The sequence below is a fragment of the Algoriphagus sediminis genome (genome assembly GCF_030403435.1).
Taxonomy (GTDB): Bacteria; Bacteroidota; Bacteroidia; order Cytophagales; family Cyclobacteriaceae; genus Algoriphagus; species Algoriphagus sediminis.
Map to the genome: position 1 here is coordinate 307,085 of NZ_JAUEPH010000003.1, position 18,471 is coordinate 325,555.

Consider the following 18,471-nt stretch of genomic DNA (forward strand, 5'->3'; position numbering starts at 1 on the left):
CTGCCAAAGGCCACAGCTTATTTTATGAACCCTTTAATATTAAATCTGCACCTTTTTCCCCAATCATGATGGATGCAGCATTGGTATTTCCTGAAACGATTCTCGGCATAATGGACGCATCTATCACCCGAAGTTTCCCAATTCCTTGAACTCTAAGTTCATCGTCCACCACCGCCATTTCATCCTGTCCCATTTTGCAGGTGCCTACAGGATGATAAATGGTTTCAACAGATTTCTTAATGTGCTGAATGATGCCCTCATCGGACTCGTCCAGAGGAGAAAGAACCCTTTCACGGTACGGGCCAAAGGCATCCGATCTTAAAACGTCTATAGTTATTCTAGTACCCCGGATCATGGTCTTCCAGTCATCCGGATGAGATAGGAAATTAGGTTGGATCAAAGGAGTTGCTCTGGGATCTTTGCTTTGAAGTTTCAAAAATCCGACGCTCTTTGGCTGAATCAAACTAGGAAGGATAGTGAACCCGTCTCTTCTCGGGAAAGTATCGATATCATAAAAATCCAAGGAATAGTCTTCTCCTGTTTGTAAAGGGACAAAATGAAGTTGAAAGTCTACTTCGTTTCCTCCTCGGGTATCGAAAAAGGCCGTTGCCTCAAGTGGTCCTGCGGTTAGTGCTCCTTTTCTGGTGGTTAGAATCTGAATGGTTCCAATCAGTTGATTGAAAAGTGAAAGCTCGTGATTTAAGCCGTTTTGTTGTTTGCTTGCAGCTGTACAAGGAAAAAATAAATGGTCTTGTAGATTTTTACCGACACCGGGGAGGGCCTTCTTTGTTTGGATACCCACATATTCCAACTCATTTGGGTCACCAATACCCGAAAGCATTAGAAGCTGCGGTGATTGAAATGAGCCTGCACTCAGTATGACTTCCTTAGTAGCGTAGACCTTTTCCTTTCCTTTTTTAGTGAAGTATTCTACTCCTTCGGCGGCATCATTTTTAATTAAGATTTTGCTGACTTGGGCATGGGTGCGAACTTCAAGATTTGGTCTTGAAATTATGGGTTTGAGGAAAGCTGTTGCGGTGCTATGCCTGAACCCATTTTTCATAGAGAACTGGAGCAAACTGGCTCCCAGCTGTGATTCTCCATTGTAATCCCCTGTCTTTGGAATTCCAACTTCCTCACAAGCTTTGACGAAGGCATTTCCAAAAGGGGTTCGCTGTTCTTTTAAGAAAGTAATATTCAATGGTCCATTTTGGCCATGAAACTCATCTTGAAAATTCTCATTGTGCTCAGACTTTTTGAAGTAGGGTAGCAAGGAATTATAATCCCACCCTTTATTCCCCAGTTCTGCCCAGTGATCATAATCCTTCCGGTTTCCTCTCACATAAGCCATGGCGTTCGTGGAGGAGCTACCCCCTAAGGTTTTGCCTCGGGGTAGATATAATCTTCTTCCATCCAGGTGCTCCTGAGGTTCGGACCAAAAACCCCAATCTACTTCCGATTTATGGAGCTTGGGATACCCTCCCGGGATTTTTATTTCGAGTTTTTTATCCGGGCCTCCTGCCTCTAAAAGGAGGACAGAATTCGCTGGGTCTGCAGAAAGCCTATTAGCCAGCACGCAACCAGCGGAGCCAGCACCAACAATGATGTAGTCGTATTTGGGCATGAAATCGGGGTGATAACAGGCCTTAATCTAATGAAAAATTAGGTGCAGGAGGAGAAACTGATCTTGTATTGTCCTTGGCCTAGGTCTTCTAGTTTTATTTCTTGACTTGCGTCAATATCTGAAAAAAACCATGTGTTTCCTTGACCGGAAATAATCCTTGGGGTTTCGATTTTTTCATCACGAAAAATGGAGGTCAGTTGTAGAACTTGATGGTAGGCTTCTGATAATGTAAAATCTTTCAATTCGTATTTCCATGTCCAGCATCCATCAAAAAAACTCTCGGTAAAAAAGGCGTTTTCAAAATATATTTCAGTTTCCTCTGAATAATAAGTGCCAGATTCAAAGGAGTGGGGTTCAGTAAACTTCTTGCTGCTTAATTTCTTTCCGAATAGATGGAGACCGTCTTGATTTTCGTATTCCGTCAAATTTGATGTGGGAGTTTTTGATAGATCTGAAGAGAAAATATAGCCCCAACCGAAGTCCTCCATCATTATTTTGATCCAGTAGCCTTTCAAGGTCAAAATTGAATTTACTTTTTTCTCCACTTTTTCTGGCAATTCCTCTTCGAAGTATTTAATCGCCTTACCGCTGTTGTACTTTCCAACGATTTGTGAATTGAAATCTTGGTCAGAGTGAATATTTGCCCCCAAGACGTTAATCACATGATATTCTGTTCGCGTTTGAGAGAAACCAATTGTTATGGAAAGAGTGAGTATGAATGTGGCAAGTACCTTAATCATTCTTCTAGTTTAGCAACAGTTATTGGAGTTTCTAAATCTCCTGCATATACCACCACTATTTCAGCAGTTTCTTTTCCTTCATTCATCCCAAAGTGGAAGGTATTGACCAGTTCGATGATTGGGTCTCCCTTTTTCATTTTTAAGGTATTTCCTCTTTCACTTATTACTGTCAGTTCTCCTTTGATTAAAACACCTGCATTAATTACTAGATGTTTGTGCATTTTAAGATTGGCACCTGGTGGGATGCTTACTTTTAGAATGGTAACCTTTGGTATTCCGTCTGGGTAAGGAGGGAGGCTATCTCCATTCCAGCTGAGGGAGCTTTCCACCAAAGTTTCTATTTGGATTTCATCAATGGATTTATTTGACTCTGCACAAGAGAAAAGTAGAAGGGCGATTATTCCAAAAAAGTATTTGCTCATTTTCAGCTTTTCCTCCCAAGAAACAAAAAACCAGCCAAGAGACTTGACTGGTTTCTGATTTTGTAGGCGTTTTGTCTTATTGACCTACCATGAAGATAGCGTTGCTCAATACCATTTTACCTGATTCCCAGAATCCTCGGAAGATGGGATTATCCACAAAATAAATAATATGACCGCGGCCTTTTCTCTCACTACCTATGGCCAGAGATTCACCCATTCTTTCTTTGATCTTGACACCCACATATCCCGTTCTGTATGAATCAGTGGAAAGAATTCTTCCCGCGTTCACTCCATTGTTCATGTAGGCATAACTGTTTGAATTATTCTTCAATGTGTAGAATTTACCTCCTGTACCGTAACCCAAAGGATGTGTTTCATCCATCTCTACCTCATATATTGCTCCAGTCACTCCGCCGGAAATAGCTAATCTCTCCCCATCAATATAGGGCTCTAATCTTTCAGCCACCCTCACACTGTCGGCCATCTCTTCTGCGGCCTTCTCATCTTCTTCGGTATCGAAGGTTTTTAATTCAAAACCTTCTTCATTGGCGAAAAGGTCCACTGAACCATCTATTGCGATCAATCTTCCTCCATCTCTTACCCAGTCCATTACATTGGCCTTCACTCTATCATTTATTCCTCCCCCCCATAAAGAAGGCATAATGAGAACATCATAATCACTAAGGTCATATCTGGCCATGTTTTCAAGTTCCAGATTCACCAATGGGTAATTCAGATCCTTTTCAAAGAAATGCCATAATTCTCCATATCCAAGAGAACTGGTTCCTGCTCCTCCCACCAAAGCTACCTTAGGTGCTTCAATGACCCGGATAGTAGGTGAACCAAAGTCTTTACCTGATTCCATATATCCGGTCATGGTGGTAGCGAGTTCGATCTGGAATTTATTAGCGGTCTCTGTAACCACACGGTCAAAATCTTTTACATATTCATTTCCACCCTTGGTTATCAATAAAGTCCCCGCAGGAAAACTTTTTCCTTCCGTAGTGAATGGATATTCAGGATATTTTACTCTGACACCTTGGTCCAGGAGTGAGGCAAGAAATGATGCTGCTCTTGTTCCTTGCCATTCAGCAATGTAGGCCACAGGAGTAGTTCCTGCCTGATTTTGAATAAATTCGGGTGCCTGATATTCTCCTGCAGGCTCTATTCGGCTTTCGGATGCATAAGCTTCAAGTCCATAAGCATAAGGTAAGGCCCAACTAGTAATGTCATAGGTGATACTATCGTTCAGTTGAGGACTTGGCTCAAATAATACCTGTGCCAGCACAGACTTTGGCTGGTAAGCCGAAACTATCACATCCTCCTCCGAAGTAGAAAAGGACTCAGATTGTCCACTTTGATAAGACCATCCTCTTAATCCGGATTTTTTCCCAGCAGTTCCATATTGGATACCATTTTTATCCAGCAATTCTAGAAGCTTCGCTAACTGCGCAGGGTTATCCTCACCTTTGATCACAAAGCTTTTGTATTGCCCTTTAGGATTAGATGAGTTGCTCTCATAGAAATTTGCAAACTCCTCAAGTAATTTTTCGGCATGCTGACTGGTGACTTCCGTGGCTGACATAGCAGCAGTATAGTGACCTTCAATTCTGTAGCTAAGAGTCACTGTATCACCTACGGCATTGAAGCCGGCAAGACCCGCTCGTCCACTACCTCCCTGTTCGATGGTCATTCCTATGGCTCCATTGAACATAGGGTACGTGTCTCCATAGGATGGATAAAGCAGATCGAATCTTTCTTTCGTAAAATAGAATCTCCCCTTTTCATCAAAATACTTAGCTGTATTTTTTCCAAAAATATCCTGGAATTCATGTTGCCATTCAGTAAGCTGCTCGTGTAAAGGTTCAGCTGCAGGAGCCATGTAGAAAGGCGAATTAATTCCTTGTTCATGGAAGTCTAGGTGTAGCTGAGGCATCCATTCTTGATAGACCTTTAACCTTGCCTGTGATTCTACCTGTACCTGCCAAGCCCAATCTCTATTCAAATCAAATAGATAGTGGTTAGCTCTTCCTCCTGGCCATGGTTCATTATGTTCTACAGACTGAAGGTCCGGCTGAAGTGTGGTGTTCATTTTTTGATTGTACCACATGGCATATCGATCTCTTCCGTCAGGATTTATAGCAGGATCGATAATAACGACTTGATTTTTAAGCCATTCCTGGGAGGTTTCATTGTTCGGATCAGCTAAAGTATGGAAGGCTGAAATTGCCGCTTCCATCCCTACGGATTCATTTCCATGAACATTAAAAGACATCCAGTTTACAGGAATAGAATGAACTGGATCCCCTTCTATAAGACCTGCTCTTCTCAGGTTGTCAGTTCTAATCTCTTCAAGGTTACCCATATTTTCTGCACTGGAAAGAATGGCAATGATCAAAGGTCTTTTTTCATTGGTCTCTCCATATTGCTGAAGGATGACATTAGGGTTATTCTCAGCCACATGCTCGAAATAATCAATCATTCTGTGGTGAGGAGTGAATCTATCTCCTGGCTTATAGCCAAGAAATTGTTCAGGAGTTTGGATTTGGGCGAAAGCCGAAATGACCAGTGAAAAGGCCAAAAGGCTGGTGGTGAGAAGTTTTTTCATGATTTTCTATCGAAGAAGTCCCGAAGTTAAAGTGAAAATCAAGATAGAGAAAACCAAATGTGGAAAAGTGTGGAATTTATCTTCGGATCATTCTCTTCAATATTCTTCGCATCAATTGATTTTTTGCAACCAGGCAAAAAATTCCATACTCCAAGCCAAAGCGACGTGCAGAGCCACTCCACCCCAGATTCTTTTAGAGTAAAAAGCTAAAACGCCAATAATATAACCGCCGAATGCAGAGGAAATACATTCCGTCATAGGCTTACCAAAATGTAAAAAAACATAAGATCCTACCATTGCCAACACGGCATGTCCGCCTAATACACGCGTAAATGCAATCACCAAAAACCCTCGAAATAAAAATTCTACATTCAGAAAATTCAGTCCATAAAAAAGTTCGAATACAGCTACCGTAAACCATTCAGGCAGCTCATGAACTACCGCAAATATTTCACCTCCAGACTTATCAAAACGAGGATAGTATCGCGTCAAATCCCCTAAAAATGAGGCAAATCCTATCCCAATAAAAACTATCCCGATCAAAAGAAAATAGGGAGTAAAATCTGTGTCCTTAACTTTTAAACCGTACCAACTTTTCTCAGGATCCCGCTTTTTTTCGTAAAAGCGATAAAAAATTAGAAGGGGAATTAAAGTGGTGAAAAACGGTCTGATATACCAGAGAATCCTTCTGACGAAAAGTCTATCCGCCGGCTCCAGAGTGTCTATAATATAATAGTGAAGGAAAAAGGAGCGTTGAAAACCCATGGCCAGAGTACCCAGAAGAAAAAGTAGCCAAAACTCTCTTGATTTAACCCAGGTACGATTGATGTTAAAAATGTAAAGAAACCCACAAATAGCGAGGAACGGAAACATGGTGAATCCTCCAAAAAGAGGGAGTTGGATCCATTGCTTGTACAGAGAATCTATAAATCCATTTTCGAAATTGTACTTATAATTCAGGAAAATTGCGAGCGCAAGAAATAGAGCAGTACTGGCATAAAACCATACATGAAAGTGAGCTTGCCAATACTTCTTTAAATATGCTATGATTTGCTTCACAGAGCTTGGGTTTCAGGCTTTTTTCCTCTGGTGAAAAAATACATCATTACCACTAAGACGAGCATTAAAACGGAAAAGAGAACCAGAGCTGCATTCGTTATTCCGCCGATCATAGAATTCATCTCCATATGCATTTCCGTCATTTCCGCGAGGTAATCCTCGATTGGTTCAAGTCCCATTTCAGCCCTACGAGCATTAAGGTTTTCTGGGTCTTCCGTTGGTAAGGAGAAGGCCTCCCCGGTGATAAAGTTGTAATTGACCTGTGTTCCGTAGACTAATTTCTCACCTTTATTCATCCTTACCCGATCAGTTAGGAGCGCATAATTGCTTGGGCTTGCATTTCCTTCCAACACCTCTTCATGCATCAAATCAAGAACTTCTTCCTGAAAGGCAAGATTGAAATCTGAATGCTGTACGATTAACCAAAAATTCCTTTCCCCAACTTGTCCTACCTTATCAAAACCTGGGTATCCAACCTCCTCCAAAATTTTAGAAGCTTTTTCTTGATTCGCCCGAAAGATACTGTCCTTCTTGGACTCCCATTCAGACTGAGAAAGAGAGGAGAACTCCTTCGGCGGCTGAGCATTTGAGGCGGCTAACTGATCAATTTTGACCATTTCTTCTAGTTCTCTGATTAGAGAAGAATCCAGATTTGCTTGCGCAAAGAGATTTTGAATAGAAAAGATACTTAGGAATAACAGGAAACCTCTTTTCATTGGAATTGGGATAGATTAATTAAAACCTAAATAAATGAATTTATATCATTCATTATGTTTAAGGCTTTTAAAAAAAGAAGCTCAAGTCGTAAGACCTGAGCTCAGATGAGATTGGTGGTTAAATGGTTAAGGTTTTCAATCAGGGAATTTATTTTGTCTGGCAAAAATCATTTCAATATCTCTGTTTGAATCCGAAATTCCGGTAAGAGTAAGCTTTCCTGGTGAAAAGGCCAAAGCCCAGGATTCAGCAGGGTCTCCTTCCGTATGTGGTAGCATGGTGACTTGAGGTCTGTGTGCATTCATATGCCAGTAACCAGTTTTTCGTCCTTCAGCCATAGACATTTCTCGGTAAATTCGGTCCCAGCGTATGAGAAACATTTTTAGTTCATTCTCCTCTATTGCTCTAGTATCACTCGCACCGCTATCCTTTATATGAGTAAGCATCCACAAGCCGATTATTTTATCCGCAGGAGCCTTTGGTAATTCATCGATTCTTGAAAGCAATACCGTTACTGGCTCACCATTTTCTTCCCGCTTCCAAATCATCTCTTCATCCATAACCTCAACCTTAAAGGCTCCAAATTCTGATTCAAGCTGAAGCCCTTCAGTTTCTGTTGGTAAAAAACTCTTTTCGGCTTCATTATAATCATAAGTTCCAAATGAACTTTTCAGCCAACCATTTCCAGATTCAAAAGTCCCGTTTTCGTTTATTCTGGTCCATCTTGCTATTGGGGTCATCTCTTCTTCGCCCACCTGAACATTTATTACCTCCCAAAGCCCTGTGATATCTTGTGCGTAAGTTGGTAAGGAAAAGATGCTCCATAACGCAAATAGGGCTACATTAATCTTTAATTTCATAGTGTTAGTCAATTAAATTGTTTACAATATTTTTTGCTAGTTCCATTTCATTGGTCCGCCATCCAGAATTGGTGAGGAAAGATATGATATAGTCTCCCTCATTGATGTTGATTGCCATCGCTCTAAATCCTTCAGTACTTCCTCCGTGGATGATATATGGTTCATCTATGCCGAGATCACCCATTCCATAATTATCACCTTTTCCAAAGGTCACCCAACCATAACCATAGCCTAAATCCTGTGTGATGTCTGATAGGTGGTTGGATTTCATCTTTTCCAGGGACTCCTGAGATAGGACTTTTCCCTCACTCATTTCCTGAGCCCAAATGCCAATATCTCTTGCCGTACTAAAGATTCTTCTCCCAAGGGTTAAATCAATAAAGTTATTGGCGAGCCATTGCTTTCTGTCCTCATCATATGAATAACCCACCGCCAGATTTTGAATACTTACCTGATTCGATGAGCTTGCATATGTTTGTGTCATCCCCAGAGGGCCAGTTAGTTTTTCCTCTAAAATCTGCTCAAATGGCAGGGAATAGCTTTCTTCCAGGAGAATGGCCAAAAGATGGTAAGGGAAATTGCTGTAATAAACCGATTCATTTGGCTGACCCCGGACAGGTAGATTACTGATAAAATCTACATACTCTCCATTAGTGAAGTGCAAGCGCTTAAATTTTCTGAATTCATCTGCGGAGAGTTCTTCTCCGACCGCATCATAATCCGGAAGCCCTGAACTATGACTCATCATGTGATGAAGAGTTATATCACTTGAGTAATTTCCTGAATACTTCAGTTCAAAACTTTCTAAAAGATCAACCAGCCGATCCGTAGTTTTCAACTTTCCTTCTTCCTCCGCAATCATAATCAGACCAGAGATCAAGGATTTGTTCACAGAAGCAATATCAAATACCGTAGTTGTTTCATTAGGGATATTCCAGTCTCGACGGGCAATACCATAAGCCTTCTGAAATTGGTTTCCTGCGGGATCCTGGATAAAGACAGAGCCATGGAATAAATCTGCATCTGCCTTTGTCTGCAGAAGGGAGTCTATTCTTATTAATGAAGAAATTCTTTCAGGCTCCTGGATGGACCGGGTGCAAGAGCTAAATCCAATGGAAAAAAGGATTGATAAACTCCAGATGTAAATGAGATTCTGATTTTTCATTGATGCCAAATTCGAAATAGAATCAGGCATTCCAAGCGAATAAAGCCACTTTGGGATGAAATTCTTAAATACGTGACGAATTAATCCAGAAAGTTAGATTCGTATTTAGAAGATACTGGAATGACTATGGATTTTAACTCAAGCTCCATTTTCCCTTTGGACTGGATAACTCGTGCCACATTGACAGGATTTACCAGATAACTCCGATGGGATCGTACTAAAAGGGGCCTTAGGGTTTCATTTTCTTCAAGTGATTTTAAGCTGTTTCGTAAAAGTTGCTTTTTTGTTTCTTCCCCATGCTTGATGAAAACTTCGACATAATTACCTGCAGATTTGATAAAAAGAAGATCCTCGATCCTAAGTTTGATCAGGTCCTTTCCGTTTTCTGAAGCCAGAGAAATCAAATCTTGAGGAATAGATTTTTGCCTTCCCGGAATAAAACCGATTCCATAGGAAATTACCACTGGGGTGATCATCATGGCAAAACATTCCCTCATCATCAGGAAGTAAGAGTCCCAGTACATCTCGGTCCAATTCCAAAAAATATTGAAAACAAGGAAGGTGACGTGTGCGGCAAATATTAGCTCAATCAGGAGCCAAATAGTTTGATGGGCCCATGTTCTTCTCTGGATGTATCGGCTTAAGCCAAATTCAAAAATCGCAAAACATAGGGAGTTGGCCAGACCGAACCAAAATGCTCTCGCTAAGAGAGTATGACCTGAAAAAGAGATTCCTGTTTGGATTTGATAGGCATTAAAAACATATAGGATGTAAAACAGAAAAAGTCCCGAAACTAGGGTGATGATCCATTTGAATCGTTTTGAGTTTAAGTATTTTCTGTATGCCGGACTCACAGCTAAATAAAAGAATATTATTGTTGCTCAGCAAGGGAAGAATTTATACAAAAGCCTCCTTTAAATACTTCGCAGTATAATTATCTTCCTCTTTAGCCAAATCCTCTGGTGTTCCTGAAAAGGTGAGATATCCGCCTTTATGGCCTCCTTCTGGTCCGAGATCGATTACCCAGTCGGAAGATTTAATTACTTCGGTATTGTGCTCGATAATTATTACCGAATGGCCTTGTTCGATTAGGGCATTGATTGAATGAAGAAGCTTTTTAATGTCGTGGAAATGTAGTCCAGTCGTAGGTTCATCGAAAATAAACAAGATATGGTCTCCGGATTTCGATCCGCCCTTTCCTAAAAATGAAGCTAGTTTTACTCGCTGTGCTTCCCCACCAGAAAGCGTATTTGAGCTTTGACCCATTCCAATGTATCCCAAGCCCACTTCCTGCAAGGGTTTCAATCGGTTCACAATCTGGTTTTTGCCCTCAAAAAAGTCAATCGCTTCATCTACCGTCAGATCAAGAATTTCTGAGATGTCCTTGTCCTTATATTTTACGTCTAGAATTTCATTTTTGAATCGTTTTCCTTTGCAGGATTCACAGGTGAGATGAATGTCTGCCATGAATTGCATTTCTACTGTGGTGGTTCCTTCTCCCGCGCAATTCTCACATCGACCTCCATCCACATTAAAGGAAAAGAAAGCCGGTTTATAGCCCCTTTGCTTAGAAACAGGCTGATCCGCGTAAAGCGAGCGGATGGCGTCATAAGCTTTGACGTAAGTCACCGGATTGGATCTGGAAGATTTCCCAATTGGGTTTTGATCGACGAATTCGATCTGGCTTACCTTTTTATAGTCCCCTTCGATTTTATCGTATTTCCCACTTTCATCGATCACCGTTCCCAGTCTTTTGCCTAAAGCAGGATAAAGAACCTTTCGGATCAAAGTAGATTTTCCAGAACCTGATACCCCCGTCACGGTAGTCAAAGTATTCAGGGGAAAAGTCACATCAATGTTTTTCAGATTATGTTCTCGGGCACCTTTGACCGTGATGGAATCTTTCCACTTTCTATTGCCTTTCTTCTGAAAGACTTGCTCTTCACCACGAAGATATTTGGCAGTATAAGTTTGGCCAGTACTTATTAGCTCTTCAATTGGACCCTGGAAAAGCATTTCTCCACCATTTGAACCTGCATCCGGACCGATATCGATAATTTGATCTGCAGACTTCATCACCTTTTCCTCATGCTCCACCACGATCACGGTATTACCCATATCTTTCAAGGATTTCAGAACTCCAACCAATCGATCTGTATCTCTGGGATGAAGACCTATACTGGGTTCATCCAGAATATACATGGAGCCTACCAGGGCCGAGCCCAAAGAAGTGGCCAGCTTGATTCGTTGATATTCACCTCCTGAGAGTGTATTTGTCAACCTGTTTAAGGTCAAATAGCCAAGACCAACCTCATCCATAAATTCCAGACGACTCACGATTTCCTTCAAAAGCCGGTTGGCAATTTTCGCTTGATGCTGGGGTAGATCAAGAGTTTTGAAAAAATCCAATGCTTCATCAATGGGTAACAAAACCAAATCTATGATCGACTTCCCGGCTATTTTCACGTAGGATGCATCCTTCCTTAAGCGGGTTCCTTTACAATCCGGGCAAACGGTTCTTCCCCGAAATCGTGAAAGCATCACGCGATACTGAATTTTATGGGTTTTGGTTTCGAGATTTTTGAAAAAGGCATCCAGTCCTTTGAAGTATTTATTACCCGTCCAAAGCAATTCCTTCTGATCATCATTCAGGTCTTCATATGCTCTATGAATAGGAAAATCAAATTCAATTCCCTTTTTCAGTAGTGGCTCAAGCCATGACCTGGAAGATTCACCTCGCCAAGGGGCGATGGCACCTTCATACACGGACATGTCCTTATTAGGAAATACCAGATCAGGATCGATTCCCAAAACACTTCCAAAACCTTCGCAGGTTTTACATGCACCATAGGGATTGTTAAATGAGAAGAAGTTTACCGTGGGGATTTCGAAAACCATATCATCCAATTCGAAGCGATCAGAGAAAGTCTTCTCCTCGACTTCTGGGATAGTGATTTTCATGTATCCATGCCCTTCAAAAAGTGCGGTCTGTACTGAATCGGCTATCCTAAACTGATTATCTTCATCATCTTTTCTTACGGATGCCCGGTCAATCAAAATCTCATAATGTCCCTGAGGAACTTCTTTTTCCTGCAAAAGATCTTCTACAAAGTGGACATCAGAATCTATTAAAATTCTCGTGTAGCCCTTTTGCAGCAGCAAGTCTAATTCTTTAGAAATATCCCTCCCGTCCTGAATTTGTAAGGGGCAGGAGATCATTACTTTGGTCCCTTCATCGAAGCTTTGCACATAATCCACAATGTCTGACACGGTGTGGTGCTTGACTTCATTTCCGGAAATCGGCGAATAGGTTTTCCCAACCCGCGAGAAAAGAAGTTTGAGATAGTCGTAGATTTCAGTGGTGGTCCCAACGGTAGACCGGGGATTTTTTGTATTGACTTTTTGCTGAATAGCGATCGCTGGTGCCACACCTTTTATGTATTCCACTTCAGGCTTTTCCATTCTCCCGAGGAATTGCCGGGCATAGGAGCTTAGGCTTTCTACGTACATTCTCTGGCCTTCGGCAAAAAGGGTATCAAATGCTAGGGAGGATTTTCCCGAACCTGATAAGCCGGTAACTACCACAAATTGGTTTCTGGGAATGGCAACGCTAAGGTTTTTGAGATTATTTACCTGTGCGTTTTTAATGATAATAAACTCCTTAGGGTCCAGGGAGTCAATGTCTGTTTTGTTGGGAAGGGTACTGGTGGCCATAAGTTGGTAAAGTTAAGAAAGGAACCCTTCAAGTCCACGAAAAGTTGGAAGATGGGTATTAAAAGACTTTCATTTTTTAATTGTTTCTTCGCAGAATGGATTTTCAATTTCTACTGGATGGATTCACCGAGGGCCTTAAAGCTATGACCTGGCTAGAAGCGGTGGCGGTAGTTTTTGGAATTGCCTCTGTCTTTTACTCCATGCGCGAGAAGATTTTGGTTTATCCTACGGGTATCATCTCAACCTTAATTTATGTTTGGATTTGTCTTCAGTATAAGCTTTATGCAGACATGGGGATCAATGCCTACTATTTCAGCATGTCCATTTATGGCTGGTATGTTTGGACGCATCCAAAGGAAAATCAAACCGTTCTTCCTGTCACTTGGCTTAAGCCCAAAGGCTGGTTAGTGGCCGGAGTAATTTTTGTCGTTTCTTATGGAGTTTTATCTTTTGTTCTAAGCAATTTTACAGATTCGGACGTTCCCTATTGGGATTCATTTACAACTTCTTCAGCCTTTGTGGGAATGTGGCTTATGGCCAAAAAGAAAGTTGAAAACTGGATAGCCTGGATTATCACCGATCTGGTTTCAGTGCCTCTTTATTTTTACAAGGGACTTATTCTAACTTCATTTCAGTTCTTATTTTTTACGGTTTTGGCTACTTTGGGTTTAATAGCATGGATTAAATCAGCAAAGAATTATGAATCCGAAGAGAGTACTTATTCTGGGACCTGAGTCAACAGGGAAGAGTACGCTCTGTAAGGATTTATCCACATGCTTTTCCGAGCCTTGGGTTCCGGAGTTTGCAAGAGAGTATCTACTTAATTTGAATCGAGAGTACGTTTTTGAAGACTTATCCACAATCGCTAAGGGTCAGATCGAGTCTGAAGATCAACTTGCCGAGGAGGCAGATAAGTATCTGTTTTGCGATACAGATTTAAGAGTTATCCACATTTGGTCTGAGGTAAAGTTTGGGAAGACTGCCCCATGGATACTTGAAGAAATGAAGCGTCGGGATTATGATTTGATTTTCTTATGCAATATTGACCTTCCCTGGGAGGAAGACCCATTGAGAGAGCATCCTGATCCTAAAATGAGAAAAACTTTATTTAATCGCTATCTTAAATTAGTCGAAGAAAGCGGAATTCCATTTGCCATTATTTCGGGTGAAAGGAAAGACCGCCTTGGCGATGCTATTTCTAACATAAAACTGCATTTAACTTGAAAGTAACCCGTTCACTATTTGGTCTTTTTTGTATCTCTATACTCTTTGGCTGTTCTCAGCCAAATGACCAACCTACCGAATCAAGACCCAACATTGTTTACATCTTAGCCGATGACCTAGGATACGGAGAGGTGGGCTATCAAGGTCAAAGCAAAATAAAAACACCGAACATTGATGCTTTGGCAGCCTCTGGAATGATTTTCACAAATCATTATACCGGAGCTCCTGTCTGTGCACCTGCCAGATCGATTTTTTTGACTGGAATGCATGGTGGTCATACCTACATTCGCGGAAATGATGAATGGGGACATCGGGGAGAGGTTTGGAATTATGCCAAAGCTGCTGAAGATCCAAATCTGGAAGGCCAAAGGCCATTACCCGAAAAAACTTTGACCATAGCAAAGATTCTTCAAGGAGAAGGGTATGCCACTGGACTTGTGGGGAAGTGGGGTTTGGGAGCGCCATTAAGTGAGGGCATACCAAATAATCTTGGGTTCGATTATTTCTATGGTTACAATTGCCAACGTCAGGCACACAACCTATATCCACCTCATATGTGGGAAAATGAAACGAAAGTCCCCTTGAACAATGAGGTGATTGTACCGGGAACCAAGCTTGATTCTTTGGCTGACCCAAATGACCCGGAGAGTTACGCAAAGTACACCCAATCGGATTATGCTCCAGATATGATGCATGCGAAGGCACTTGGTTTCATTGAGGAGAATAAGGACAAACCATTTTTCCTTTACTATGCTTCACCGCTGCCTCATTTACCTATTCAGGCTCCGGAAGAACTGGTGGAGGAATACCGTGAAGAGTTTGGAGAAGAGGAGTATTATGATGGAAATATGGGCTATTTTCCGAATCGATACCCAAGAGCTACTTATGCCGCTATGATCTCACGATTAGATCAGCATGTGGGAGAAGTGCGGAAAAAGCTAGAAGATCTGGGTCTTTTGGAGAACACACTGATCATATTTACTAGCGATAATGGACCCACATTTACCGGAGGAGTCGATTTTGATTACTTTGAAAGCTCCGCACCATTTACGAATGGACGTGGGAGAACCAAAGGCTCGGTTTATGAGGGAGGAGTCCGAGTACCCATGGTGGCCAGCTGGCCAGGGACAATAGAAGAAGGCTCGAGCTCTGATCATATATCCATCTTTTATGATATGATGCCCACATTTTGTGAGCTGATTGATGTGGAGGTGCCAGAGCAAACCGATGGGAAAAGCATTCTTCCAACCTTGTTGGGAAAAGAACAGGATACTCACGAATATCTTTATTGGGAGTATCCTGAATATGGTGGTCAACAGGCCATTAGAATGGGGAAATGGAAAGCTGTAAGACAGAATATCAAAAGCGATGGTAATTTGAACATCGAGCTTTATGATCTCAGTACTGATATTCTCGAACGGAATGACCTTGCTTCTGAAAACCCCGATATAGTTGCTAAAATGGAGGAGATTTTCATCAAAGAGCATATCGAATCTCCAATAGATCGCTTTAAAATGGAAGCCTTAGGGGATAAATTGAGTGGAGAACAATCTAATTGAAAAAAATTGATCTTAAATCTTTCACAAGTTCTCCCATGGCTGGATGAGCATTATTGTTTAAAATGATAATGGTCTTATTCTGATCGATGTTTCTAACGATTATGTTTTTATAGCCTGGGTTGCTTCCAGTGTGAAGGACCACTTTACCTGGATGGGTTTCGAAGTCCAGACCCCAACCAAAACCATACATACTTTCAGAACCATCAGTTAAAACTTGAGGACTGAAGGCCTCGTCGAGAGTCTTCTCACTTACTAGTTTTGAACTGTACAAAGCCTGATCCCAAATCAATAAATCCTGAACGTTGCTACTCACTCTTCCCGGTCCTTTCCTATTTCCCAACCAGATGGTGTAGTCCGAAGATTTAAAATTATTCGCATTCACATAGACTCCGTTTTCATTTTTTAGATGTCCTGCAGCAAAGTTATCCACAGCGGCCTTGGCTTCCAGACTACGTAAATCAGTGTTGTTCATTCCTAATGGCTCAAAAATCCATTTTCTCGAGAGCTGAACAAAGTCCTCACCGGTCACTTTTTCCACAATGCTGCCAAGCATCACATAACCCGTGTTGCTGTACTCATATTTTTCTCCGGGTTCAAAAAGCTTTGGTGGAGCATATTCCCGGAGGTACTCCAAAATCTCCGGATTTCCGGCAACCTTATCCTTATCCCAATGCTCATCCATGATTGCCTGATAATCGGGGAGTCCTGAGGTATGCGTTAAAAGTTGGCGGATAGTAATATCTGGATAGGGTATGTCGATAAACTTTGATAGAGGATCATCATAATCCAAAAGGCCTTTCTCCTCGCACATCATGATCAGCATGGAGGTGAATTGCTTCGATATGGATGCTAATTCGAAAATATCATCCGACTTAAGAGGAACTTGATCTTCATAATTCCTGTATCCAACCGCATTTTCATAAATGACCTCGCCTTGGTCAGCGACTAAAATTACTCCTGAAAATCCTTTATTAGCAGCTGATTCAAAAGTTTGCAGGATCTCTTCCACTTGAGCTGAAGTGATAGAAATAGTGCAAAGAGAGAGAAGAAATAAGAAAAAGGAAAACTTCAGCTTGGCGATCATAAGTATTTAGTCTGGGATTGAAAAAGATACAAATTTTGGAGTTAATCAAGCCTCCTAAACTTTCAATAATCCTTAAAAGGTATTCTAATTTTTTTTGTCTGTTTAGAAAGGATTTGATAGAAATTACAACGAGTTTTAACCATGGTTATTCTACTCCAAGTAGGATAGGTGCCTCTAAACCTAGTCCTGATTATATCCCAAAAACATGCAGAGGGATATAAAGTAATTATATTTTTTTCACTGTAAAAAATGTAGATTCAGATTCCTCAAAGTCTATTTGCATGAACCTTAAACCTTTAATCCTAGGTCTCATTTTTTTTATTCCCAATCTGACTATTTCTCAGAATTCTGGCTTGTCTCGTGATTCAATCCAAGCACTAACTCGACAGGATCATCAGCTCATGATGGAACGATTAGGAATCGAATCACTTCGACCTGGCCCGTCTGGCGATCCCTCAGCTCTAAATGCGGCTAACTCCGATGAAAGCAAAGCAAATACCTATGAAACTGTTCCGGATCCATTAATTTTTGAAGATGGAGAAACAGTAAAAAATAAACCTGATTGGGAGAAAAGAAGGGTTGAACTGATAGAACTTTTTGACAAGGAAATTTATGGACGAACTCCTCAAAAACTACCAGATTTGAGTTGGGAATTGCTTTGGGAGAAAGATACACTGATCGGGGGAATAGAGACTAGCTACAGAAAAATGGAAGGTATGGTGGATAATTCTGAATTTCCAGAAATCTCTGTCTCGATCGATTTCGAATATGCCATCCCAAAAAGTGCGGCTAGCTCCGTTCCTCTAGTAATGGAGTTTGGTTGGAAGTGGCCTAAAGGGATGCGCAGACCACCGAGCCCGCCGGGGCCAAGTTGGCAAGAACAGGTTTTGAAGGAAGGCTGGGGTTTTGGGATCCTTATCCCAAATAGCTATCAAGCTGATCATGGGGCAGGACTTCGATCGGGAATAATAGGTCTGATCAATAAAGGCGAACCACGTGATTTGGATGATTGGGGTACGCTAAAAGCATGGGCTTGGGGTGAAAGTCGAGCTCTGGATTTATTAGAAACCGATCCAAAGGTGGATGCTCAAAAAGTAGTCATTGAGGGCTTATCTCGCTATGGAAAGGCCGCATTGGTGACAATGGCTTATGATGATCGATTTGCAGTTGGACTGATTGGATCATCTGGAGCAGGAGGAGCAAAACTCTTGAGGAGAACTTTTGGGGAGCAAGTAGAAAATCTTGCGAGTTCAGGAGAGTATCATTGGTTTGCTCCAAATTTCATCAAATACGCTGGACCTTTGACACCGACTGATCTTCCTGTAGATGCCCATGAATTGATTGCGCTTTGTGCACCAAGACCTGTTTTTATTTCTGTAGGTTCACCCGAGGTGGAGGGTCAGTGGATTGATGCCAAAGGGATGTTTGAAGCGATGGTTTTAGCAGATCCCGTTTATGAGCTGCTAGGCAAAAACCCACTTTCGACTTCCCAATTTCCTACGATACAGACCTTTTTGGATAGAGGTGATTTAGCTTTTCGTCAGCATGAAGGCGGTCATACAGTAGGTCCCAATTGGCCTTTTTTCATTGAATGGGCAAGAAAATATCTCCATTGATTGATTCAAGAAAAATCGAAAATAAGACGCTAATAATTGGATCAGTCATCCGAAAATTTGAAGTGGTAATAGTGAATTTTAA

The 18,471-nt window shown here is 41.4% G+C and carries 15 protein-coding genes; 4 read left to right on the plus strand and 11 right to left on the minus strand.

The genetic code is table 11. The features are described from left to right. Positions 1 to 22 precede the first annotated feature (22 nt). From QVH07_RS07880 to uvrA, 10 genes are all read right to left on the minus strand, one after another. The gene (locus QVH07_RS07880; protein WP_289999618.1) at positions 23 to 1,624 is read right to left on the minus strand and encodes a GMC family oxidoreductase; all 1,602 of its coding nucleotides are present in this window, start codon (positions 1,622 to 1,624) and stop codon (positions 23 to 25) included. A 38-nt stretch (positions 1,625 to 1,662) separates the two neighbouring features. Continuing rightward, positions 1,663 to 2,364 carry an SH3 domain-containing protein gene (locus tag QVH07_RS07885; RefSeq protein WP_289999619.1) on the minus strand — a complete coding sequence of 234 codons (702 nt, stop codon included), beginning with the start codon at positions 2,362 to 2,364 and terminating at the stop codon, positions 1,663 to 1,665. Beyond that, positions 2,361 to 2,786 carry a cupin domain-containing protein gene (locus QVH07_RS07890; RefSeq protein ID WP_289999620.1) on the minus strand — a complete coding sequence of 142 codons (426 nt, stop codon included), beginning with the start codon at positions 2,784 to 2,786 and terminating at the stop codon, positions 2,361 to 2,363. The genes QVH07_RS07885 and QVH07_RS07890 overlap by 4 nt, the downstream gene beginning before the upstream one ends. 76 nt (positions 2,787 to 2,862) lie before the next feature. Next, complete coding sequence (locus QVH07_RS07895) at positions 2,863 to 5,394, minus strand: M14 family metallopeptidase (protein ID WP_289999621.1); 2,532 nt, start codon at positions 5,392 to 5,394, stop codon at positions 2,863 to 2,865. A gap of 111 nt (positions 5,395 to 5,505) precedes the next feature. Continuing rightward, entirely contained in the window at positions 5,506 to 6,453 is a 948-nt protein-coding gene (locus tag QVH07_RS07900; protein WP_289999622.1) for a hypothetical protein, read from the minus strand. Continuing rightward, complete coding sequence (locus QVH07_RS07905; RefSeq protein WP_289999623.1) at positions 6,450 to 7,169, minus strand: DUF6624 domain-containing protein; 720 nt, start codon at positions 7,167 to 7,169, stop codon at positions 6,450 to 6,452. The genes QVH07_RS07900 and QVH07_RS07905 overlap by 4 nt, the downstream gene beginning before the upstream one ends. Positions 7,170 to 7,304: 135 nt before the next feature. Then, on the minus strand, positions 7,305 to 8,027 hold the full coding sequence (locus QVH07_RS07910) for a hypothetical protein (RefSeq protein WP_289999624.1): 723 nt from the start codon (positions 8,025 to 8,027) through the stop codon (positions 7,305 to 7,307). A 4-nt stretch (positions 8,028 to 8,031) separates the two neighbouring features. Further along, the gene (locus QVH07_RS07915) at positions 8,032 to 9,192 is read right to left on the minus strand and encodes a serine hydrolase domain-containing protein (protein WP_289999625.1); all 1,161 of its coding nucleotides are present in this window, start codon (positions 9,190 to 9,192) and stop codon (positions 8,032 to 8,034) included. A gap of 80 nt (positions 9,193 to 9,272) precedes the next feature. Beyond that, positions 9,273 to 10,046 (minus strand): LytTR family DNA-binding domain-containing protein, encoded by a 774-nt coding sequence (locus tag QVH07_RS07920; RefSeq protein ID WP_289999626.1) that lies wholly within the window; start codon positions 10,044 to 10,046, stop codon positions 9,273 to 9,275. A 43-nt stretch (positions 10,047 to 10,089) separates the two neighbouring features. Next, on the minus strand, positions 10,090 to 12,906 hold the full coding sequence (uvrA, locus tag QVH07_RS07925; RefSeq protein WP_289999627.1) for an excinuclease ABC subunit UvrA: 2,817 nt from the start codon (positions 12,904 to 12,906) through the stop codon (positions 10,090 to 10,092). A gap of 95 nt (positions 12,907 to 13,001) precedes the next feature. Here uvrA and pnuC point away from each other — a divergent pair, with 95 nt between their 5' ends. The 3 genes from pnuC to QVH07_RS07940 are packed head-to-tail and all read left to right on the plus strand — an operon-like array spanning position 13,002 to position 15,689. Beyond that, complete coding sequence (gene pnuC / locus QVH07_RS07930) at positions 13,002 to 13,640, plus strand: nicotinamide riboside transporter PnuC (protein WP_289999628.1); 639 nt, start codon at positions 13,002 to 13,004, stop codon at positions 13,638 to 13,640. Beyond that, positions 13,606 to 14,130: an AAA family ATPase gene (locus QVH07_RS07935; protein WP_289999629.1), complete on the plus strand. Its 525-nt coding sequence runs from the start codon at positions 13,606 to 13,608 to the stop codon at positions 14,128 to 14,130. The genes pnuC and QVH07_RS07935 overlap by 35 nt, the downstream gene beginning before the upstream one ends. Next, on the plus strand, positions 14,127 to 15,689 hold the full coding sequence (locus QVH07_RS07940) for an arylsulfatase (RefSeq protein ID WP_289999630.1): 1,563 nt from the start codon (positions 14,127 to 14,129) through the stop codon (positions 15,687 to 15,689). Before QVH07_RS07935 ends, QVH07_RS07940 begins: the two co-directional genes overlap by 4 nt. Here the strand turns inward: QVH07_RS07940 and QVH07_RS07945 are convergent. Continuing rightward, positions 15,682 to 16,773 carry a serine hydrolase domain-containing protein gene (locus tag QVH07_RS07945; protein WP_289999631.1) on the minus strand — a complete coding sequence of 364 codons (1,092 nt, stop codon included), beginning with the start codon at positions 16,771 to 16,773 and terminating at the stop codon, positions 15,682 to 15,684. The two genes, QVH07_RS07940 and QVH07_RS07945, sit on opposite strands and share 8 nt — an antisense overlap. A 281-nt stretch (positions 16,774 to 17,054) precedes the next feature. Here QVH07_RS07945 and QVH07_RS07950 point away from each other — a divergent pair, with 281 nt between their 5' ends. Further along, positions 17,055 to 18,389: a glucuronyl esterase domain-containing protein gene (locus tag QVH07_RS07950; protein WP_289999632.1), complete on the plus strand. Its 1,335-nt coding sequence runs from the start codon at positions 17,055 to 17,057 to the stop codon at positions 18,387 to 18,389. The last annotated feature ends 82 nt before the right edge of the window (positions 18,390 to 18,471 follow it).